At 45.0% G+C, this 21,522-nt stretch carries 18 protein-coding genes; 6 read left to right on the top strand and 12 right to left on the bottom strand.

The window, feature by feature from the left end:
• Nucleotides 1-2 precede the first annotated feature (2 nt).
• The 4 genes from QXH45_04200 to yjjX all read right to left on the bottom strand — a co-directional run bounded on the left by QXH45_04200 (nucleotide 3) and on the right by yjjX (nucleotide 3,201).
• The gene (locus QXH45_04200; protein ID MEM2078449.1) at nucleotides 3-1,322 is read right to left on the bottom strand and encodes a DNA repair exonuclease; all 1,320 of its coding nucleotides are present in this window, start codon (nucleotides 1,320-1,322) and stop codon (nucleotides 3-5) included.
• 112 nt (nucleotides 1,323-1,434) lie between these two features.
• Entirely contained in the window at nucleotides 1,435-1,680 is a 246-nt protein-coding gene (locus QXH45_04195; GenBank protein MEM2078448.1) for a ferredoxin, read from the bottom strand.
• Between the two features lie 103 nt (nucleotides 1,681-1,783).
• A complete protein-coding gene (locus QXH45_04190; protein ID MEM2078447.1) occupies nucleotides 1,784-2,650 on the bottom strand; it encodes a hypothetical protein in 867 nt (288 codons plus the stop codon).
• A 5-nt stretch (nucleotides 2,651-2,655) separates the two neighbouring features.
• Entirely contained in the window at nucleotides 2,656-3,201 is a 546-nt protein-coding gene (gene yjjX, locus QXH45_04185) for an inosine/xanthosine triphosphatase (GenBank protein ID MEM2078446.1), read from the bottom strand.
• A gap of 60 nt (nucleotides 3,202-3,261) precedes the next feature.
• Here yjjX and QXH45_04180 point away from each other — a divergent pair, with 60 nt between their 5' ends.
• The gene (locus QXH45_04180) at nucleotides 3,262-3,981 is read left to right on the top strand and encodes a DUF72 domain-containing protein (GenBank protein ID MEM2078445.1); all 720 of its coding nucleotides are present in this window, start codon (nucleotides 3,262-3,264) and stop codon (nucleotides 3,979-3,981) included.
• Here the strand turns inward: QXH45_04180 and QXH45_04175 are convergent.
• Entirely contained in the window at nucleotides 3,974-5,953 is a 1,980-nt protein-coding gene (locus QXH45_04175; protein MEM2078444.1) for a molybdopterin biosynthesis protein, read from the bottom strand. The genes QXH45_04180 and QXH45_04175 overlap by 8 nt on opposite strands.
• A gap of 61 nt (nucleotides 5,954-6,014) precedes the next feature.
• Here QXH45_04175 and QXH45_04170 point away from each other — a divergent pair, with 61 nt between their 5' ends.
• Both QXH45_04170 and upp read left to right on the top strand, forming a co-directional pair.
• The gene (locus QXH45_04170; protein ID MEM2078443.1) at nucleotides 6,015-8,159 is read left to right on the top strand and encodes a DEAD/DEAH box helicase; all 2,145 of its coding nucleotides are present in this window, start codon (nucleotides 6,015-6,017) and stop codon (nucleotides 8,157-8,159) included.
• Nucleotides 8,160-8,253: 94 nt separating this feature from the next.
• Nucleotides 8,254-8,895, top strand: a complete 642-nt coding sequence (gene upp / locus QXH45_04165) for a uracil phosphoribosyltransferase (protein MEM2078442.1) — start codon at nucleotides 8,254-8,256, stop codon at nucleotides 8,893-8,895.
• 10 nt (nucleotides 8,896-8,905) lie between these two features.
• On the opposite strand, the gene QXH45_04160 is transcribed toward upp, so the two are convergent.
• On the bottom strand, nucleotides 8,906-9,628 hold the full coding sequence (locus QXH45_04160; GenBank protein MEM2078441.1) for a P-loop NTPase: 723 nt from the start codon (nucleotides 9,626-9,628) through the stop codon (nucleotides 8,906-8,908).
• Nucleotides 9,628-10,026: a hydrogenase nickel incorporation protein HypA gene (gene hypA, locus QXH45_04155; GenBank protein ID MEM2078440.1), complete on the bottom strand. Its 399-nt coding sequence runs from the start codon at nucleotides 10,024-10,026 to the stop codon at nucleotides 9,628-9,630. The genes QXH45_04160 and hypA overlap by 1 nt, the downstream gene beginning before the upstream one ends.
• A 49-nt stretch (nucleotides 10,027-10,075) precedes the next feature.
• Here hypA and QXH45_04150 point away from each other — a divergent pair, with 49 nt between their 5' ends.
• From QXH45_04150 to QXH45_04140, 3 genes are all read left to right on the top strand, one after another.
• Entirely contained in the window at nucleotides 10,076-11,356 is a 1,281-nt protein-coding gene (locus QXH45_04150) for a hydroxymethylglutaryl-CoA reductase, degradative (protein MEM2078439.1), read from the top strand.
• A gap of 26 nt (nucleotides 11,357-11,382) precedes the next feature.
• Entirely contained in the window at nucleotides 11,383-12,609 is a 1,227-nt protein-coding gene (locus QXH45_04145; GenBank protein ID MEM2078438.1) for an MFS transporter, read from the top strand.
• Nucleotides 12,610-12,718: 109 nt separating this feature from the next.
• Nucleotides 12,719-17,965, top strand: a complete 5,247-nt coding sequence (locus QXH45_04140; GenBank protein MEM2078437.1) for a carboxypeptidase regulatory-like domain-containing protein — start codon at nucleotides 12,719-12,721, stop codon at nucleotides 17,963-17,965.
• A gap of 13 nt (nucleotides 17,966-17,978) precedes the next feature.
• Here QXH45_04140 and QXH45_04135 read toward each other — a convergent pair whose 3' ends face one another.
• Genes QXH45_04135 through QXH45_04115 form a run of 5 tightly spaced genes read right to left on the bottom strand, consistent with a single transcriptional unit; the run spans nucleotide 17,979 to nucleotide 21,499 of the window.
• The gene (locus tag QXH45_04135; protein ID MEM2078436.1) at nucleotides 17,979-18,983 is read right to left on the bottom strand and encodes a glycosyl transferase family 4; all 1,005 of its coding nucleotides are present in this window, start codon (nucleotides 18,981-18,983) and stop codon (nucleotides 17,979-17,981) included.
• On the bottom strand, nucleotides 18,964-19,686 hold the full coding sequence (locus QXH45_04130; protein ID MEM2078435.1) for an ERCC4 domain-containing protein: 723 nt from the start codon (nucleotides 19,684-19,686) through the stop codon (nucleotides 18,964-18,966). The genes QXH45_04135 and QXH45_04130 overlap by 20 nt, the downstream gene beginning before the upstream one ends.
• A 19-nt stretch (nucleotides 19,687-19,705) precedes the next feature.
• On the bottom strand, nucleotides 19,706-20,479 hold the full coding sequence (locus QXH45_04125) for a biotin/lipoate A/B protein ligase family protein (protein MEM2078434.1): 774 nt from the start codon (nucleotides 20,477-20,479) through the stop codon (nucleotides 19,706-19,708).
• Complete coding sequence (locus tag QXH45_04120) at nucleotides 20,472-20,855, bottom strand: lipoate protein ligase C-terminal domain-containing protein (GenBank protein ID MEM2078433.1); 384 nt, start codon at nucleotides 20,853-20,855, stop codon at nucleotides 20,472-20,474. Before QXH45_04120 ends, QXH45_04125 begins: the two co-directional genes overlap by 8 nt.
• Nucleotides 20,852-21,499, bottom strand: coding sequence for a hypothetical protein (locus QXH45_04115; GenBank protein MEM2078432.1), 648 nt, complete (start codon nucleotides 21,497-21,499; stop codon nucleotides 20,852-20,854). The genes QXH45_04120 and QXH45_04115 overlap by 4 nt, the downstream gene beginning before the upstream one ends.
• Nucleotides 21,500-21,522: the final 23 nt, after the last annotated feature.

Genomic DNA, 21,522 nt, shown 5'->3' with positions numbered 1-21,522 from the left:
GGCTAACCCCTCTTGAACCATGACTCCAGGGTCTGACCTTTTGCGTTGACTGCGTCCTCACTGACCAGTGTAATGTAGTCATCGCGAATGTTGATTTTCTTCCAGAAGGTTGCTTTGGAGATATCGTCAATGACTTTTAAAAGCCCTTCATTGTCTTCATTCACAATAGAATCCTTCAATCTTAGGATTTGTTCACTTAACACCTTAGCCTCTTCTTCTTTTATACCGAGTTCTCTCGTAAATATATGGATTAATATGTTCAATTCATTCAATTCTTTAAATGTTGTGCGAGACAGGGCTTCCTTTCCCTCATCGCCTACGTAGCGTCTCTCTATTTTTGGAAAAACGAGATCAGGGTGAGGCAGGTATTTGGACGCCAATCTTTTTATCAAATCATTTATAGCGTTTAAGTTAACCCTATCGGTGGTTCTCATCTTTAAGGACAGGTAAATTATTCCTTTATTATCCTCCCTTACTAGTCCTGACAAGCTGGATAATGCATGCGTTAAATTGGCTACGAGCTCTGACTCGTGAGTACCTGACTCAACATACTCAAAAGGAGTGGTCTCAACATTAATCTTATGCACTATGGGTTCATCACGTGATATATCCACAATGTAGAATCCCTTTCCCTGGGTCTTAGCCTCTTCGAGCTCGTCCCTTGAGAAAATGTCTATGCTTCCAGGATAAGCTATTACTTGAACCCCCTTCTCGCCAGTCCTTTTGTGTACTATTCTCCTGTGCAAGTGCCCCATAGCAATGTATTTTGGTGTTTGAGGTATATCATCGAATGTTAAACCATACCTCTCTATGGGGAACAGATTTAAAATGTTCTGGTGAAGGATGATAATGCTGTTCCTTCCAGCACGTTGACTAAGGACTCGGAGTTGCTTAGACAACTCAGCTCTCAATCTCTCGTTGGCTCTTAAATTGAAATTGTTGATTCCGACGATATGATATTCAACACCATTCTTGACCGTTTTATCAATGAAGTAGTTTTCACTCCATGGAACCCGAGCTTTTGTTAACACATGTATGGGTGACAAGTCTGATCTTTTGACCCTATCATGATCTCCTGTAACGATATAGACTTTCGATGACTTCTCGGTCATCTTGTCGATAACATCTATTGCTTTCCTGAGAACTATATTGGGAGGGTGTGATTCGTCAAAGAAGTCTCCAGCGAAAACGAAAGCGTCCACGTGCTCCTTTAGAGCCAATTCCACGGCTTGTTGGAAGTGATTCATGAATTGAATCATAGTCTGCTGTATACCGTATAGCTTCTTACCTAAGTGGGTGTCTGCAAAGTGCGCGATAAGCATCAGGTCTCCCACATAGATAAGGATATTTTAAAAAGTATAAAACTGCCTGCAAGATAACATATTTAATAATGCAAAAAATCGATTAAAAAACCGAATGTTCTGCTGGCAATGATTACTCGATTTTCTCAATTCGGATAGCGCCGACCGGACAGACGTCGGCCCCGCTTTTAGCACACTCGTAAAGCTCCTCTGGTATTTCGCCAATAGACACGTCTCGAGTGGTCTCAACGCTGTATTTCGCTACCACACGATTCTTACCTGTGTCATCGCCCAGTTCAAATATCTCTGAACACGCTGCGGGAGCAGCCCCACATCCTAGGCAGTTGACACGGTCTACGATGATTCTATATTTAGCCATTATAACACCTTGTTAATATAATTTAATTACAAATTAGTTAAAAAACTTCACTTAGGTAAATTATGCTAATAAAATCGATTCAGAGCGTGAATCCGTTAATTAGCTACTGAATCCATTTGGTTAAAAACTGGGATATGGTTTTAAATTCTTCGCGGGGCGCTGGTTTGGTTAGAAGCGGAATATTGAATGAATGGCTTGGCCTAAACTTTGCGAAAACATTTGAGACTATGAGCGATCCAGGATCTTTTATTTCTTCTTGAACGTATTTGATAATTCTCTTTGAAGACTCCTTGTCATATAGGAAGGCCTTCCCAGGGGCAATCGTTATCATTAGGTCTACGCTATTTATTAATCCCATGCTTGGGACTATTGCATCGTTGAAGCTCTCCAGCAAAACCACGTCGTATTCCCCCTGGAGTATAGTTAGGGTTGATTGAAGTAAATCATCTATTTCACGACTTGTAAGGAATCGGCTCATTTCTCCTAGACTTGTTTCAATAGGGGCTAGAGTCTTCTCTAGTAAATCTATTACTTTCCTGGCTGCGGAGATGGTTTTCTCAACATTCTCCCTCACGATATAGTGGATCGTTCGATCCTTTGCTGGATTGCTAAATCTAGCCATTACCAACTGGGGGAGAAACATCGTCGAATCCTCCATGTATTTTTCGATATTGTGACCGTATTTCTCTGGATCTAGCGGTGCTGACGCCATTGCAATAGGGTTGAGAATAGTTGGCGATACTCTGGTCTCCTTATAGTAAGCGTAGGCATCGTTTCCGAGAAGAAGTCTAAGCTTAATAGAGTGGGCTAGGGGTTTGACGCTGTACCATAAATTGTGAGCGGCAACAGGCTTGTACATGATTGACTTTACCTTGCTTTTCATGAGAGTTTTATAAAGGCTTATTGTAAACCAGGTCTTACCTGATTCATAGGGAAGTAATCCGTTAATGAGAATGATTTTACTCGTCATGTAGTTCACCTCTTGCTCGCTAACTCGTACAGCTCCCTATTTAACAACTTTACAAGAGCCATTATCGTTGCCGTATAGCTTAAAACATATCTTTCAAGCTTTCCTCTAGATAAAAAGCCGATAAATCCCTCTCTCTCGCCGATTTTGTTTATCCCTGTAATAGCTTCGACGGCTTCTTCGAGCTCAACATATCTTCCTTCAACGATCCATTCATACACTTTTTTAGGTACAGGGAAGGACGGCGAAAACCCTAGCGAGCAATGTCCATCCTTGTCAATGATGTAGGAAGCCTCAACGTCAAATGGTTCACCCTCGTATATGTAGAAACCTGCCTCCACCCCCACTCCATAATCACAACTTGGATCCATCACGCCCAGTGCTCTCTCCCTAGCTCCTCTCACTATCTCATCAAGGTTCATTGGTTGGATGCGCACCGAAGTAGTCACTCTTTTATAACGAACCATGTCGATTGGGAAGAATTTTTCAAAAGCCTCTCTGACTCCTCGGATCTTCACAGGATTTGACGAGCCTATGCAAAGCGTGATGCCCATATCCGGTCAACTCGCATAACTAATTATTAGAACTACGATAATATTATATGAGGAGTTTTAATGAAGGTTTTCGTGGGAACCAGTGGATGGCTTTATGATTGGAACGAGGATGGAACGCTGGACTGGTATGTGGAGAATAGCGGGTTGAACGCTGTCGAGTTAAATGCTAGTTTCTACCGTTTTCCATTTCAAAACCAGGTCAAATCTTGGAAGAGAAAGTCAAAGAGTCTTAGATGGGCTATTAAAGTACACAGGAGTATTACACATTTGAGAAAATTCGGGGAAAGAGCGTATGGTATCTGGGACAAGTTTAAAAACTTGTTCAATCCCTTAGAAGACTTGATAGATTTCTACCTGTTTCAACTCCCTCCAAACTACTCCTGTAGGGAGGAGAGCCTGAAAAATATTGAAAGGTTTTACCTGTACACAGACCTGGGAAAAAGGTTCGCAATCGAGTTTCGTCACCCTTCATGCTTCAAAGATGATATTGTTAAATGGGCCGAGGAGTTCGGAATTACCCTAGTCTCCATAGATTCACCAATAGCGAGGTGGATTGTGTCGTCTAACAAAATCGTTTATCTTCGCCTCCACGGTAGTCATGTATGGTATGGGCACGATTATTCTCGAGAGGAGCTTGAGGAGATACGAGCTGAGTTGGAGAGATTAGAACCCGAGGCCATTTATGTCTTTTTCAATAATAATCACTGGATGCTCGAGAATGCTAGATTGATGAAAATCATGCTGGAAAACCATGGTCCCTTGGACACAGATTTCAAGTGAGGCAAACAGTTTTTTCAGAACCAGTCTCTCCGCTAGCCCTGTAGTATTTAGCAAAGATGTTCCCAAACGACTCCAGTTTTGAGGGCAAATGTTTGAGACCATCTATAAATTTCATTACAGACCTCTTCTTCAAATTCTCTTTGAGTATTAGGAAATCGTATTCCTCCCACGTGAGAGGTATGAAGTCTAATCCCATTATCTCCGCTACATAGCCGACTGCTAAGCCAGCGTCGGCTCTTCCCTGCCTTATAGCTGTTGCGACGGCAGTGTGGGTTTTCACCTCGTAAGTGTATCCCTTCACAAATCTCTCTAGTCGTAAGGGGTCCAACCCTTTTTCAACAGCTATTTGCCTCAATGACATGTCAAGGAAAACTCTTATCCCCGAGCCCTTCGACCTATTGACGATTCTTACATCGCCTCTCAGGAAATCTTGAAGCCCGCGAATCTTTTTCGGATTACCGGTTTCAACTACAATTCCGATCAACCTTTCATACCCTTTGATCAAAACCGCCCTCTCTTTAAGTCCAAATTTATCCAGGAAGGGTGTGTTATAGCATCTTGTCTTCTCATCAAGTAAATGAGTAGGGGCGATATCAGCCTCCCCCCTTGCTACTGCCTTCCAGCCTCCCAGGCTTCCAAGGTTCAACGCTCTGGACGAAGTAATTAGTCCTTCGAACCTTAGAAGCTCGACAAGAAGGGGGTCATTGCTTCCGATTATGTTTAAAAGGTTTCTAGGGGGCAGATCCCTGAATAAGTAAACCTTGACTGGTTCCCCCTCCAAGGCAACATCAACGTTGTCGCCGAGTTCGATGAAACCATCGCTGAGAATTAACGGCGATATTGCTCCACTGCTCATTGAAACGGGGTATGCTGAGTATGTCTCGCCAGATTCGACCAGCATTGCGGGTATCAGCCAAACTTTCCCCACGTTCTTTCTGATTTGAACGGGGAGTTTAGACTCAACAATATAGTCTTCATATACTGCCCCCGTGTAGAATTGAAGTATTTTCTTCACAACCCTCACTAGAATCATATAGCATGACAAAGGAAAACCGGGGAGTCCGACTAGAAGCTTTCCTTTACTAGAAGCTATCACTGTCGGCTTGCCAGGCTTTGTCTTTAAACCGTGAACTATCAGTTCCCCTAAGTCTGAGAAAACCTTGTATGTAACATCGGAAAGCCCAGCGCTTGTTCCGCCGCTCGTGAAAACCATGTCGAACTTTGTTAAAGAATCTTGGATCCTCTCTTTGACGACGTTGTAATCATCGGGTAAGAGGCCACCATATACGGCATTAACGCCATGCTCTCTTAGAAATGAAGTTATTAGAATTCCGTTCACATCGTAAACTTTTCCAGTGGGCAAGGGCTGGCCGGGCTCTACGATCTCCTCGCCGGTTGAAAAAACCACCGCTCTGGGCTGAACGTAGACGTCCACCTCGTTGATTCCAACACCCGCTAGTACGGAGAGCTGTTGATGCTTTAAAAGAGTCCCCTTGACTAATAGAAGATCACCTGAGGATATATCGCTACCAATAGTTGAAACGTTTTCCCCCGGCGTAACTGCTCGAAACACTTTTATAAAATCGCCCATCTTTTCAACATATTCCTCCATGATCACGGCATCATAACCCGGGGGTATCATGGCTCCTGTGGCGACTTCAACAGCGTCTTTTTCCCCGGCTTCAACAACGGGTTGAGTACCGGGTTTTACAAACCCCTTTATCTTTAACAACGAAGGGGAAAGCTCATCACTCCACTCAACATCTACGCTTCTCACAGCATAACCGTCGACTTCACTACGGTCAAAAGGAGGATAATCCAAAGGGGCGTAAACATCATTTGCCAAAACTCTATACAACGCGTCTGATAAATTCACTCTTTCAACTCCATTGGGTTTAGGATTTAGTTTTTCAACAACTAAGTTAATAGCAGTATCCGGGTCTGCGAGCGTGTGAAAGATCTTGCGAGACATACTCAATCCCTTTTAAAACCATGCATCATTTATGGAGTTGTGGGTAAAATAGTATTTTATGATGAGTAAAATGTTGGTTGAAAAATTGATTGACAAGGGTCTATCAGAGGCCTATGTTAAGCTTCTCTTGAAAGAAGGTATAACTAAGTTGAATCCTGTGCAGTCGAAAGCTGTGGAGAAGGGAGTGCTCGATGGTAGAAACATTCTTGTCTCATCACCAACGGCCAGTGGGAAGACATTAATTGCTGAAATGTGTCTCGTCAAGACTTTTCTAAACGGGGGGTTGGGAGTATACTTGACTCCCCTGAGGGCTCTTGCCAGCGAGAAGTATGGAGAGTTCGAGAGACTTTCACAAATAGGGCTGAAAGCGGGTATCACAACAGGTGATTTTGACAATCCCGCCGAGGAACTTGGAGATTATGACCTGATTGTCGCGACTTACGAGCGATTCGACAGCCTCCTTAGATTAAAACCATCGTGGTTGGAAAGAGTAAAGACTATTGTTGTGGATGAAATGCATACTATCGGAGACCCTGAGCGAGGACCTATTATTGAAATGATCATTGCTAGAGCGCTGAGACAGGGACTGCAAATTCTGGGATTAAGTGCAACGATAGGCAATCCCAATCAGCTCGCAGAATGGATTAAAGGAGAGCTGGTAAATACTCCTTGGAGACCAGTGAGGCTTGTCGAGGGGTACTATTCCAGGAATCGTGGTAAGATAGTTTTCGAGAATGGTGTTGAGGAAGATATCATACCTAGCACGGGTGATAAGATACTAGACGTTGTTCTACACAATCTATCAATGGACTATCAGACGTTGGTTTTCATTCACAATAGGAGAAAGGTTGAGGAGTACGCTGAGAAAATAAGCATGAAGCTTCCAGTCATCCCGGAGAGCGAGGTGGGGGAATACCTTTCCGAACTCTCAGATGACCCCATTACAGCCGAAAGAGAATCCTTGTCAAGCCTTATAAGGAGGGGAGTGGCTTTTCACCACGCAGGATTGTCTAATACTGGGAGACGTGTGGTCGAAGAAGCTTTTAGGAGGAGGGCTTTGAAAGTAATATTTGCCACTCCTACCTTGGCTGCAGGGGTCAATCTTCCCGCAAGAAGAGTCGTTGTGTCCATCAAGAGATATGATGCAAGCAGGGGGAGGATGGTGAATATAACTATTAGCGAGTACAAGCAAATGGCTGGCAGGGCTGGGAGACCCAAGTACGACAAGCTGGGGGAAAGCATCATCATAGATGCAACTACCGATAAGGAGGCGATGAACTTTCTCAGAGGGCAACCCGAGAACGTACTCGGAAAGCTGGCAAGCCATAGGAACTTGAGAATACATACCTTATCCCTCTTGTCATCGGGAGAGGCAAAATCGTTCAGGGATGTATATGAGATCTTATCATCTACTTTCTCCAGCTATTATGCGGGGTCGGGAGACCTACTAGAACCTCTTGCCGGAGAGACCATCCGCTACTTACTTGATACCGAGATGATCATTCAAGATGGAGAGGTCATAAAGCCAAGTATGCTTGGAAGAATAACATCGTATACGTACTTAGATCCCGCCTCAGTCGATATGTGGAGGAGAGCAAAACCATCCACGCCATCAGACTTATACGTTCTTCACACCATTGCTTTAACTCCCGACTTTACGAGGAGTGCCCCCTATATTCCAGCCAAGCTTGTCGAGGAGTTCGAGGAAGCAGCCTTACAGGCGAGTAAGCGGGGGATGACAATCTCCCCGGGCAGGGTGGATGCTGACTATGATGACTGGTTGGTGGGCTATGTACATGCCATGATACTGGTTGATTGGATAAATGAAGCTATGGAGGATGTGATAGTTAAAAAGTATATGATCGGCCCTGGTGATTTGTTCAACCTCAAAGAGACTGCGGCCTGGATAACGTCCTCAATCGCGAAGGTAGAGGCTGTCCTGGGAGATAGGGGGATGCATAAATACCTTGAGAGGCTGTCCCGGAGACTGGAGAACGGCGTTAAAGAAGATGCCCTGGAGTTAACTCTCGTGGAAACCATTGGGAGAGTAAGGGCAAGAATACTGATCGAAAACGGCGTGAGAAGCATAAAGGACCTGGCCGAAACACCCTCGAATAAGCTAGAGTCTCTCCCCAGGTTCGGAGAGAGAGTGGTCCGCTCCATTAAGGAGTGGTTGAGGAAGAGAGGTTACGAAGTAGTTGACTAAATCGGGCCATCACGTATGTTAAATCGTCACTTCTCAACTCTAATTAAGTAATCATTAATAACGATTATGGTTATTCTAAGTAGAGGGACAGGGGTTGAACTCCAATCTAATACTAGTCGACAACCCTCTTGCAAAACACTATCTAACGTTTCTAAGGAGGAAAGAAACTCCCCCGAATCTTTTCAGGGAATATGTTAGAAAAATTGGCTACATAATAGGGTATGAAGTTTCAAGGCTACTCAAATGGAGAACCGGCTTCGTTGAGACTTCAACGGCTAAGGCGGAGGGCGTTTTCCCTGGGAGACAACTCTACATAGTTGGAGTACTCGGGGCTTCCATTCCCCTAATGCACGGAATATGGGAGATGCTGCCATGGGCGGGTTTGGGAATTGTTGCTGCTAGGAGGTTCAAGATCGAGGACAAAGTGATGGTTAAGCTATACTATGATAGGATTCCTGACGACCTTTCAGACTACACCGTCGTAGCCGTCGACCCGACGCTAGCGACGGGTAATACTATGATAAAGGTTCTTGAGAAATTGAGTGAAGCTAAGTGTAAAGATTACATGGTGGCCACAATAATATCATCACGCCCCGGGTTGGAGAATTTATGGCGCAAGTTTCCAGATGTGAAGGTCGTCACGTTAAGTATTGATCCGATCCTCAGTAAAGAATTATTCATAATACCGGGGATCGGGGACGCCGGAGACAGGTCACTGAGTTCAGGGGAGATATGAGAGGTTCACCCTATAACTTAGCAGCAATATCTAAGTAATAGCTTCTAGCGCTACAACTTTCTATCTTGTCCAGGGATCCGATGCACTCATCGAAGTTGTTTATGCGGGGGATAGATCCCAGGTACTTGATCCCCTCCTCATCAGCGTATGGTTTTAAGACTCCGGTGCCCATGTTCTCAAGGAAATAAATATTTTGTAATCCAGCATCTTTCAGAACCCTGAGAAGCCTTTTCACGCTCTTGCTTGATAGTTGATCCGGTGTTGAAATGACTACGGGTCTTACCAGACCTTTTAAATTATAGATTAACTCTAAGTGCTCATCGCTCATTCCCGGTGGAGTGTCAATGAACAGTTTTTCAACACCTCTCCAGTTTACAATGCTGAGGACTTCTCTCATAATGTTTCTTGCCTCGTCTCCTTTCAGCGTTAGCGGATTGTCCCTCGTATAGGAGACTATGGAGAAGTATCGGAGATTGCCGAGGGAGAATGGCTCGAGACCTTTATCCTCCCTATAAACTATGATCTCCGGATCCAATCCCAGTATGATGTGTGTCGACGGATTTGTGAAGTCTAGGTCAATCAGCCCTGTAACCACACCTTTCGAGGAAGTGTAGTAGGCCAAGAGGGCAGATATTACGGATTTCCCGACACCCCCCTTGCTACTCAAGATGACGTAAACTTTTGAGACCTCTCTAAGCCTCTTCACAACTCCATAGAATCTTGGGTCAACCATCAAGCAGGGATCACCTCTACTATGTTCAACCCTCTTCCTTCAGCTATCTTGAAATCCCTGCTCCTACACCGAGGACATTTTGTGAACGCGCAGATAGACTCAGGCACAAAATGTATGGATTCTCTGATGAACTCGTCAAACTCGTCTGAAGAAATGTTCCACGCAAACCCGCAGGTGTTGCATACTAGTTTTGCACCTTCCTCTATGATTTGAAGCGTCTCAACGGTAATCCCTTTTTCCTTTAACAGCTCTAGCAGACTAAACTCGAATATCTCCTTGTCAACAGATTGGAGGAGTCCTAGGCTTATTTTCAATGATTTTATTTTTCGAAGGTTGTTTGCCTCCAGATATAAAGCCACGGACTCGGCTAAAGCCCATTCATGAACCAGAGTGCTCACCAGTAATATTTAATATTGTGCGACAAATATAAGGAGTTTTGGGATTTCGATGACCGAGAAGTCAAGCAGGATACAAGGGTTTTACAAGCTACCTATTAGCGAGAGGTTGAGACTAGTCCGCGATTACTCGGAGCTTAATGAGGAAGAAGTTAAGTTGCTCAGCAACCTTGGAAACCTGCCCCAGGACATAGCGGACAGCATGATCGAGAACGTAATAGGCGGGATGACTTACCCTTTCGCTATTGCCACAAATTTCCTGATAAATGGAAAAGACTACTTAATTCCAATGGTGATAGAAGAGACCAGCGTGGTCGCGGCCGCCAGTAATGCGGCTAGAATGTTGAGACACGGTAGGGGAATTATAGCTGAGGCCGGACCCCAGGAGATGATTAGTCAAATACACTTGGTGAACGTCCAGGCTCCCTACTACAAGGCGATGAAAATTTTGGAGGCGAAGCAGGAGATCCTTGAGCACGCGAGGCAACAAGATCCCACTCTTCTTAAGTACGGTGGGGGACCGAGAGATCTGGAAGTAAGGATAGTGGACTCTCGGTTGGGACCAGTCATAATAGTCCATTTAATAGTGGATGTTAGAGACGCTATGGGGGCCAATACGGTCAACACGATGGCGGAGGCGATTGCGCCCTTAATTGAGAAAATAACCGGGGGACAAGCGAGGCTTAGGATCGTATCAAACTATGCGACCAGGAGAGTAGTGAGGGCTTGGGCTAGAACGCCGGCTGATGAAGTAGGAGGTATTGATGTCGCGAGAAAGATAATGGAGGCAAGCATTCTTGCCGAAGTCGACCCGTATAGGGCTGTCACGCATAATAAGGGTATAATGAATGGAGTGATCGCAGTTGCCCTTGCAACGGCCCAAGACCACAGAGCCATAGAGGCTGGAGCACACGCCTACGCTAGTAAATCAGGGAGCTATAAACCGCTGTCTTACTGGGAGGTAGACGAGGAAGGATTCCTAGTGGGTAGTTTAGAGATGCCGATGCAAGTCGGGATTGTAGGAGGGGCTACGAAAGTCCATCCGGTTGCCAAAGTCGCCTTGAAAATACTCGGCGTTAAGACTGCCAAGGAGTTGTCAGAAGTAATGGGGGCAGTGGGACTTGCTCAGAACCTCGCAGCCTTGAAAGCCCTAGTAACCGAGGGAATACAAAAAGGGCACATGAGGCTTCACGCGAGGAATCTCGCGATTATGGCGGGTGCTTCAGGAGACTTAATTGAGAAAATAGCGGAGAAAATGATTAAAGATGGACGCATTCGATACGACTACGCCAAGGAGCTTCTCGAGAAATACTTAAGGGGAGAGAAAGACTAGAGAACGTTCTGAACTCAGTGGTGTAGATGCTAGAGAGGGTTAGAGAATTTATTCTAGAATACATTGAAGAAGTCCGGGCTACTTTAGCGGGCAACGTAGGAGTAATGGCTTTATCATGGTTCCTATTCGCTCTCAGCGGCGCTCTAGTACAACCGTTCTTCTCCATATATGCGAAAGAGTTGGGGGCAAGCGACTTCGAGCTCGCCTTCATAAGGACTCTTGGCATGCTATCCCTAGGACTGTCTCTGATCCCTGGTGGTTTGATAACGGACTACATTGGACGTGTGAAAACTATTATGATAGGCACTGTGGGGATAACAATAGTCCAATTTCTCTACGCGATTGCACGAGATTGGAGAGAATTCGCCGTCATATGGGTATTAGACTCAGCGCTTCATTTCTACCAGCCAGCTTTAAGCGCCATCGTCATGGATTCCCTTCCTCGCGGCCGCACCTTCAAAGGATTCGTCTTCCTTAACATCGTTCCAAGCATACCGTGGCTTTTTATGCCAATAGTGGGTGGAACACTATATGAAAACCTGGGGATTATAGGCATTAGGATCGGCTTCGTTTTTTCGGGAATAATAAGCCTGGTGGTCTTAATCCTGAGGATGAAGGGGTTTAGAGAGACCTTCACCAAGCAGGATAAGGATTTCAGTAAACTAATCTTCGAACTCTCGGGTTATAGACCAATTCTTCTAAAGGCTTTGAGATACTACATCTTCACTGCTGTTCTATGGCAGTTGTCAATGAGCGTGTTGAACACTTATGGAGCAATATACGCGGTAGAAGTCTTAGGAATAAGCAAGCCGCAATGGGGGGTTGTCAACAGTATTTCAACACTAGCAAGCATAACTGGATCCTTGTTAATTTTCAAACGAGCCGTCTCAGAGGTTCGTAATTCGACCATATTATTTTCGACTCTGGCATCAACCGCAGTTGCAATTCTCTCAATACCCTTCTTCTTTAGGATGGAGGCTTTACTGGTGATTTTGCTCGGCAACGTAATCATATCAATATCCAACAACATCATATCGGCCGCGGTATCATCGCAGCTAACCAGCATACTCCCCCAACAGATACGGGGAAGAGCGATAAGCATTCAGAGAATAATGGAGAATGTTGGAGCGGCCGCATCCTCCCTCATAGCGGGCTACCTGTATGTAAATCTGCTACCCGGGTACGCATTACTCACGTGCTCAATGATCGGCATATTTAGCACGGTTTATTTAATGAAAATTCTGAAATATTGAAACTTATCCGTGGGAATATCGTGTAATTAGCATCATTACTTGTTCTCTCCACAGCGATAGGTTTATAAAAGATACTCGTATATAACAAGGATCAAATAGGTGGGAAATATTGATAAAAAAATACATACTTGAATCTCTAATAATTGGGATCCTTCTAATCAATCTCGCCCATCCAGTGCTAGCATCATCAGTCAACGCATCGCCGACTGAGAAAATCCACCCGAACCTGTTGAAAAACATTGAGAGTATGCCTCCCGAGGAATTGGTTGAAGTAGTTATAAGGCTCAAGCCTCTCCCGGATGAAACTAAGATTAGTGTAACTGGTCGATACGAGTTAGCTGTCTCATCACTAAAATCATGGGCGTATATCACTCAAGAACCGATAGTAAGGCTTATCAATGCGAAGGGCGGTTACGTGTTGAATAGATTCTGGCTGGATAATGTTGTACTAGCAAGAGTCCCAGCCTCCATGGTGAAGCTCTTAGCTACTCACCCAGACGTGGTAAAGATATTTGAAAACTTTAAGGTGGAAGTCATTAAGCCGGTTGAAAAGATGAAAGTAATAGAGAGCCAGGTGTCAAGCTGGGGCATATTTAAGATTAGAGCCAATGAAGCATGGGCTCTCGGATACACGGGCCAGGGAATAAGGATCGCTGTGCTTGATACAGGAGTGGACATTTCCCATCCGGCGTTAAGTGGAAAAATGCTCACGCTTGATCCCTCAAGTCCTTACTATCCTGGAGGCTGGATGGAGTTCGACTCGGCCGGTAATCCGGTTTTAAGCGTTCCTCACGACACAGATGGGCACGGCACTCACACGAGTGGAACGGCGCTTGGAGGAAATACTGAGAACATATTAATTGGAGTCGCCCCAGGAGCGACCCTCATGCATGGATTGGTCCTCCCGGGGGGAGGCGGAACTTTTGCACAAGTTTTGGCGGGAATGCAATGGACCGTTGAACCCTTCTACCTAGTAGGGGGAACACCGGTGCCCACTGGACTCCCAGCCCACGTCGTATCCATGAGCTTCGGAGCCAACGAATACTACGGTAACGAGTTGCTCCCTGCCATTAAGAACATGCTATTAGCGAACATAATACCCATAGCGTCAATAGGAAATAGTGGACCAGGCACATCCGGAAATCCGGGCAATATTTGGGGAGTATTCGGGATAGGAGCCACCGACATTAATGACAACGTGGCCTCCTGGAGTAGTGGAAAAATAGTTACATGGCCCTCTCCACCAGAATCCTGGCCATTCTTCGACACATATCCTTCAACCTACATCAAGCCAGATTTCTCCGCCCCAGGCGTATCCATCGTTAGTTCAGTACCTGGAGGAGGATATGAAGCATGGTCGGGAACATCAATGGCGTGTCCACACGTCTCCGGGCTTGTAGCACTTATTCTCCAAGCAGCTGGATGGATGTACTTCGATGTTCCAGACGTACCTGAGAAAGTCTACATAATCCTGAATTCAACCGCAGTGGATTTTGGTGATCCGGGACTAGACACTAGGTATGGATGGGGGAGAATAGATGCTCTCGAAGCAGTGAGCAAAGCTAGAGAGTACGCTAAGAAAACAGGTGTTGAGGGATTTGTCACGGACTCCGTGAGCGGGGAGCCGATTCCATGGGCGCTCGTGAGGGTCCTTGAAACCAATCAAACATTCTACGTCAACGGCTCAGGATTCTACAGGATACCTCTTGACCCAGGGACATACACACTGCAGTTTGAAGCATGGGGTTATGAATCATTCAACACTACGGTCGAAGTGGTTTTACTGAATGGAACCATCACTGGGCTAGTATTAGATGCGTTATCAGGCTATCCCATCGCTAATGCGACAGTCACGGTAATGGAGTTGAATTTAACAGTGCTCACAGATGAGGACGGATTGTACACGGTGAAAGTCCCGCCCGGCACGTATGACTTGCTAGCAGAAGCGGTTGGTTATCAACCGTTGCAGTTGAGTGTGACGGTTGACGAGGCAGAGATCGTAATTGTAAACTTCCCACTATATCCCCTCGGCAACGGAACGCTATGGGGATATGTTTACGATGCTACGACGTCTCAACCGATTGCCGATGCAATAGTTTATACTTTCGTTAACAATACGTTAGTCTATAATACAACGGATTCCAGTGGTTACTACGAACTCTCTCTTCCCTCAGGACAGTACGTGGTTAGAGCGTATAAACCGGGATACGTTGAGAAGGAGGTAACGGTAGTCATTGCTCCTCTCGTAGCGGTGAGGCAGGACTTTAATCTCGAAAGTATTCCTCCATCCGTGATCGTCTTAGCTAACGTGGACTTTGACACCTCTCCACACCTGAGGCTAATAGTGGAAAACCTAGGCTTGCCAGTTCTCGAGTACAATGACATGGACGTGTTGGTCCAGGACTGGGTTAACGGAGTTATAAATCCCGCAGTGATAGTTATTGATCACACTAAACCCTCCCCATACTCGTATCCCACGAACACCACGTTGCTCGCCTTCCACTTGCTTGCAGACTACGCTGGCACAAGCCTCATATGGTTGTGCACTAGCTACTCCGGATATCCTGGAATATACGTCCTGATGATTCACAATTCCACTCTGGTGGCGAACGGCTATCCGGCCCCAGTATCACGGCTATTTGCTTACCCAACCCCCTCGAACGTCGTTGTAGAAATGCTAAACACCACTCATCCAATATTTAATGGAGTGGAGCCTGACATTCCACCGGATAAGTTCTATCTTGCAACGCTGACAAGTAGTTACGCAGATTACGTGGTTTACAATTTCACAGATCCCACGGGCAGGCTCAACTTGCTAGGCTACGTGAGGGATTTGAGAACAGAATATCCACACTACTTTGGTGTAGGAGTTGCTGAATGGGTAAGCAACTCCAACGTCTCATGGTTCTACTTGGGTAGTTGGGCTGAAAGCTATTGGATGCAGTATCTGGAGCCGGGAGCGGATGGCATGTATAGTAGTAACACGAAGAAAGTCTTGGAGAACGCCATAATGCTCGGTTGGTCCCAGGCTACATCAACATCTATCAGAGTGAGAGGAGACTTTGAAAAACTTGCGCGGGCTTTAATGCTCGCAACTAACAGGGAAGTAAAACCAGGTCTCGTTGCCGAATGTGGCGTGGTCAAAAACATCTACACTCGAGTCGATGTGACACTAAACAGGTTGCCGCACGGCTTCGTAGAGGGATTCGTCTTGGGTTCTGACGGTATTCCTCTCTCTAATGCAATAATACAAGTTTTGGGAACACCAGTGAAGGTGAAGACTGACGTGAACGGGTTCTTCTCTACATGGTTGCCTGAGGGGGCGTACACTCTACTCATCCAGGCAGCAGGATACAGGTCTGCCTATATCGAAGTAGAAGTCCTAGTCAACGCAACTGTCAACCTTGGAGAAATAGTACTTAAGAGACTTCCGAGAATAGGGATAATGTGGGATTATGCCGGATCTTTCAAGAACTTCTTCGAAGCTAATGGATGGTATGCTGCCTCATATACTAATCTAACGCAATTAACCGAGGATGTGTTGGCTGGCTTGATAGACGTTGTAATTTACTCCGGAGACTATGGAGTTCCATTTCCAACCTCGAGCGAGTTCCAAGCATTTCTCAACGCGACAATGAGCAGGAAGGTAGGCGTGGTTTGGATGGATAGCTACGGCTCGTATGGATATGGAATTAAAGTGTTGAATCGAGAGTTAGGGGACCCAGCGTCGGTTGGTTTTTCATGGGGAGCTGGACAGGTATATGTGGTTGTAGAGGCCTCCCATCCAATATTCAGGGGATACCCGCCGGGCTCAACGGTAATGATTAATTCATATAGTAGTGCAGACTTCTCTTGGTTCTCTGACTTTAGCGGAGTCGTCATAGGATCCATCCTCGTAGGAGGTTCAGTGAGGGGCGCTGGAGTCGCTTATAAAGAATTTGATAATGGAGTTAAATGGGTGTTGCTCTCTAGTTTCGCGATAACGAGTTGGAACACGCCAGATACTTTCACACCTAACTTCTGGAACATAGTTTACAATTCGGTTAGGTGGATCATTATGAAACCTTTGAATGTAGCAATAGATAATAAACTATTACACGTCGGCGACTCATACACCCTAATCATCACGGGGGCGTTGCCTAATGATACTTTACTAATAATGATTGATGGAAACATCATAGGTTTGACAACGGCTGATGAAAATGGTTCTGCAATATATTCTGGCGAAATTCCATTAATTCCAGGCGGTATGCACTTGTTCGAGGTAGTCAATATAGATGAAACACATTATGGAAGCGTGGATTTCACCGTTCTTCCCAAGCTAGAGATACAGCCCGAGGCCATTGTTGTCCCAGGAAGGGTTCACTTAACAGTAACTGGTCTTTCATCGCATCAAACCTTCTATGTTTACCTTGATTCCAACTTCCTAACGGTGAGCACTGCTAACATGAGTGGTGCCAGATCGCTTGTCTTAAACATTCCGCTCGTTGATGAAGGAGTACACGAGATATCAATAACAGATCTGCTCGGAGAACCCCTAGTGATTGGTTCGGTAAACACGCTGAGCAAGTTAGAGATGATATTTGCTAATACTCAACAGGCGATCTCTTTGCTGGAGACATTGAATGCCGAGATCATTGGTGTTAGGGACAATACTGTGTTGATCAATACTTCCCTCGGCCTGGTGAACGCTAAATTAGAAACAATTCTCAATATGTTGTCATCGCTTGACGCTAAGATAGTGGGGTTGAACGATAGCGTCGTCTTAATAGATACTAAAATAGGCTTGCTAAACGTCTCACTGGCTTCTCTCATACAGGTTGCTGACGAAATCAAGATGGAGGTCATTGGTGTTAGGGACAATACTGCGTTGATCAATACTTCCCTCGGCCTGGTGAACGCTAAGGTTGACACTTTAATTGAGAACTTAGGTCTCTTAGACGCCAAAATCTCCCTGCTAAACCAAACTGTTCTCCTTATCAAAACGAAGGTTGGTGAGATAGACGTGTCAGTGAACGAGTTTCAGGCCATGTTATCCAGTATGAATGCTTCCCTAGTCTCCTTGATTCGAGATGAGGGCGGGCGAATATATGGATTGGTTAATACGACTCGTGGAAACATACTGATCGAGATCGATGCGTTGAAACAAATCTTGAATAACAAGCTACCGATTTCCACTGAAGATCTAAGTGCAGGCATCTCTGATATCAAGAACACCCTCAACAATGTGGCAAATAACGTTGAGCAACTTCAAGGTAGCGTGGGCATGACTACGAATTATGGTTTAGCCTCAGTAGGGCTGTCTATACTAATACTAGGAATTCTAGGTTATGTCGGTTTTGTAAGGAGAAAATAATTTTTATCTTTTTTTAGAACACGCATAATCCCAATGTCCCCACGATTACTTGGACCAATAATATAGTATACACTACTCCTTTTTCGCTCGCGTGTCCGCGAATTTTTATCAAGATCTTGATAGCCAGGTGTGTTATGCTGTAGGATTTCGGATATGGAGGTTGGAGATGATTATGTTCATCCGGGATTCCGAAATTCTCTTTGTACACATTGTTTTTCAAACCCCGTAGGAATAGCAATAACTCTCCGAAGTATGGAATGAACAGGAATAACCCGAATCTCTCGAAGTTGCCATAAATGACTAGTGATGCGTAGAAGGCGCCAATCCCGTAAGTCAAAGAATTCCCAGGTAACACTTTAGCCGGATACTTATTGAAATAGTAGAATGCTGCGAGTGAGGCCAGAACGGGTATCACGACTGGAATGAGCTGGTATGAGCCTTTTTTCAGCAGGAAGAGGCATGTGAACGATAAGAGTGTGATGCCTTGGAGGGTTTCCAAACCATTATAGCCTGCAATCATATTGAATGCGTTGCTGGCTCCAACAATACCCAGGGGGACTATCAAGAGCGGATATATCAAGCCCAAGTCTGCGACACCTATCACCGGGATTTCGATGGTTGAGAAACCGGCTTTAACAGCCATTAAGGGGAGGGCTATTGGAAACGTGAACAATACTCTTGCTAAGGGGGAAATCCCTTTTTTCCAGCCGAGCAGGTCATCGATGAATCCAAGCATTCCCGATAGCAAAAGGACCTGAGTCATGGATAGATATTGAATAATTCCTGCATCTCTGTCGAGCACGCTTTCTATCATTATATAACCAAGTATTCCTATTGATGTGCTTAATACGACCCATATTCCGCCGGCCTCACTTACTTCAGGACGATCATACTTGTTCATGTCTTTTCCTTTGAATCCTAGTCGAAGAGCTTTCGGAATCCACCATTTTACAAGGAAGAATGTAGATAACCCTGACATTAACGAGGGAATCAGTATCTCAAGGTAGTCTGTGATCATTGGACTCGGCCCTCCACTGAGTATTGAATAGGGTGTAAATTTCCTCCGCTCTCTTGTCACCGATTCCTTCTATCCTCAACAATTCCGAGATTGATGCGTTAGCCAAATTTCTTAGGGTTTTGAAATGTCGAAGCAGCTTCCTAGCCGTAGCGGGCCCCGCTATGCTTTCAGCTACGTATAATATTCTATCGTTCACGTTCAAAGGCTTTTTCTCAACTCTCATGCGAAAATACCTTTTGCCAGAAGTTTCCCCTAGACTCTTTGCTTTCAAAATAATCCAATCAACGGTTTCCTCAATCCCGGGCGTGTTCAGAACTGGTACCTCCAGCTCTAGGATGAGAGTGTCGATGATTCTCAACAGGCTTTGAACCCTCCACTCTCTAAATCTGGCGAGATCTCTAATGCATCCCTCAATAATGATCAGAGGTTTATGCCCGTCTTTCAATGCCGCGTCTTTTAACAGATTAGCTTGTTCCCACAGTCTGTTGTCGCGGATGCTGTTTGCAAAATCCTCGAGGGATTTCCTCTCAATAAGCACGCTGTTTTTTCCCTCGGGGGCAAGCAAGAGGAAGTCACCAGCGGGGAGGTTCTTGACGGCTACTTTTAATCCGGCGTTCAATAATTTTGGTTTAACCTCGGGATGCTTTGAAACCTCTCTGGAGTCTACAATCACGTCAACGGGAAATAAAAGTGATAAACCCATAGTCTCACTAACCCGTTTTCTACGGTCGCTTCCTGTCGAAATTCCACTCTTTGGTAACGTATTTTTCAATATATAATTTCTCAGCCAACTCGAACTCAACTCTCTTAGGAATATCTGGAAACCACGACTTCTTATCAAGTACCTCCATGAACGATCCTATTAAAGATAGAATAACATCCCTCTCCCTGACCTCGGGTTTTAATGCTGTGATATTTGTGACCCTATACTTTACGCTTGAAATTCCCTTGTCGGCAAGTTTTTTCAAGGGAATCTTCAGGACTCCTGCTAGAATGTCCAAGTTAACGTCGTATAAGACAGCACCGTGTATGAATCCGCAGTTAGATTCCCGCTTCATGCTGGCCGCGATCCCGACTACTTTCCTATCTCCAACGATTATGTCGTTAACGTTCTGAACTTCTGGTTTAAACCCCAGCCTCTCAAGGGCTTTTACCACTCCGTAAAGGAGTTCCCCGTAGAGATAGTCGACGCTGACTTTTAAACCGCGTGGTTTAACTGATAAGGCGAAATTGATGTTTCCAAGGTCATGATAAACTGCGCCTCCACCGGTAAACCTTCTCACGACTCCCGCTTTAACCTGTTCGGCGAATTCAAGGTTAACCTCCTCTGAAGCCTTTTGGAAAACCCCGATTACTACCGCACTCTTATTACGCCAGATCCTTAGAACATCATCTGAGATATCGTTACACCTACTCTGAAAGAAGGCCTCCTCCCACGCGAGATTCATCCAAGGGTTTTCAGGCGTTTCTGTGAAGACGACTCTGAGTTCACTCAACAGGCCTCGCCTCCGTAAAAACTTTAATAAACTCTTCCAGCGAACATCCTACAAGAACAGCGTCTTTCTCCTTCAAAACATTAGTCACCTTCTCCGCAATATCTGAGTATGAGAAACGAGTTCCTTTCAGCCTGCTTTCAATCTCCCATATGACGTCCTCTGGATAGATGAAGAAGTCCCCCATTATCACGACATCCCTAATCAGATTATTCTCGTCAACGCTCATCTTGACCTTATACAAGCCCTTCCTGGCCTTGTACTCATTGTAGTATATATTCAACGAAACTCCCATACAGTAGTTATATTCAACGTGTTTGAAAAACCTTATTGTTCTAATAATGAGGAGGGAGGTTGAAGAGCTGGCGTTTCTTTTCAAGACTCTGTTAAGGTCTGTTTTCTATGAGATGACATGATATCGGCCACTAATTGAATCACTATTATGGCTATCATCGCAAAAGCCAGCCCCCACACAATAGGTGTGATCAAAGTGGTTAATATTGAAACATCGATACCCCCTTGTTCCAGAGCAAATATTACTACAACAAGATAGAATAGTATCCTAAGATACTCTGCAACAGGGGTTATGAATCTGAGCTCTGCTCTTAACTCGCTACTTCTATAGACGTACGAGACGAATGAGTCAACAAGAATGAATCCTATGATTATAACGATTAATGCTTTAACCAGGCCGTAGAGATAAACCGTCAACATGGTCTTGGCGAGTTCTGCACCATCCGTGAATTCCATGTTCAGAAAACCCATGTAAAATCCTAACAATGAAAAGGCGATGTACACCATCCATGATCCAATACTTCCGAAGAATTCTCCTGGGAACAGTCCGGTCCTCCTAATGGCCTTTCCCATTCCAAACTTCATAAACCAGTCATCTATACCGAGGCGTTTGAAAGTTTTTACAAACAAGTAGTAAACTATTCTGCCAGCAATGTATCCAATGATTATTAACAATGCGACAATTCCTGCACTGAGTAGTACCTGGAGGACGATGCTTCCGTAATCCACAGATTCTCCACCGAAACCTATTA

Source organism: Thermosphaera sp. (genome assembly GCA_038827615.1).
In the GTDB taxonomy this organism is placed as follows: domain Archaea; phylum Thermoproteota; class Thermoprotei_A; order Sulfolobales; family Desulfurococcaceae; genus Thermosphaera.
Note: the sequence above shows the minus strand (reverse complement) of the source record. Positions and strands in the feature narration are given on the sequence as shown.

What these genes read in the sequence shown, in the direction of transcription:
- QXH45_04195 (MEM2078448.1), bottom strand. Translation starts at nt 1,680, where the DNA reads ATGGCTAAATATAGAATCATCGTAGACCGTGTCAACTGCCTAGGATGT.
- yjjX (MEM2078446.1), bottom strand. Translation starts at nt 3,201, where the DNA reads ATGGGCATCACGCTTTGCATAGGCTCGTCAAATCCTGTGAAGATCCGA.
- QXH45_04160 (MEM2078441.1), bottom strand. Translation starts at nt 9,628, where the DNA reads ATGGTTGACCCAAGATTCTATGGAGTTGTGAAGAGGCTTAGAGAGGTC.
- QXH45_04175 (MEM2078444.1), bottom strand. Translation starts at nt 5,953, where the DNA reads ATGTCTCGCAAGATCTTTCACACGCTCGCAGACCCGGATACTGCTATT.
- QXH45_04130 (MEM2078435.1), bottom strand. Translation starts at nt 19,686, where the DNA reads ATGGGTTTATCACTTTTATTTCCCGTTGACGTGATTGTAGACTCCAGA.
- QXH45_04180 (MEM2078445.1), top strand. Translation starts at nt 3,262, where the DNA reads ATGAAGGTTTTCGTGGGAACCAGTGGATGGCTTTATGATTGGAACGAG.
- QXH45_04150 (MEM2078439.1), top strand. Translation starts at nt 10,076, where the DNA reads ATGACCGAGAAGTCAAGCAGGATACAAGGGTTTTACAAGCTACCTATT.
- QXH45_04135 (MEM2078436.1), bottom strand. Translation starts at nt 18,983, where the DNA reads ATGATCACAGACTACCTTGAGATACTGATTCCCTCGTTAATGTCAGGG.
- QXH45_04190 (MEM2078447.1), bottom strand. Translation starts at nt 2,650, where the DNA reads ATGACGAGTAAAATCATTCTCATTAACGGATTACTTCCCTATGAATCA.
- QXH45_04200 (MEM2078449.1), bottom strand. Translation starts at nt 1,322, where the DNA reads ATGCTTATCGCGCACTTTGCAGACACCCACTTAGGTAAGAAGCTATAC.
- QXH45_04170 (MEM2078443.1), top strand. Translation starts at nt 6,015, where the DNA reads ATGAGTAAAATGTTGGTTGAAAAATTGATTGACAAGGGTCTATCAGAG.
- QXH45_04145 (MEM2078438.1), top strand. Translation starts at nt 11,383, where the DNA reads ATGCTAGAGAGGGTTAGAGAATTTATTCTAGAATACATTGAAGAAGTC.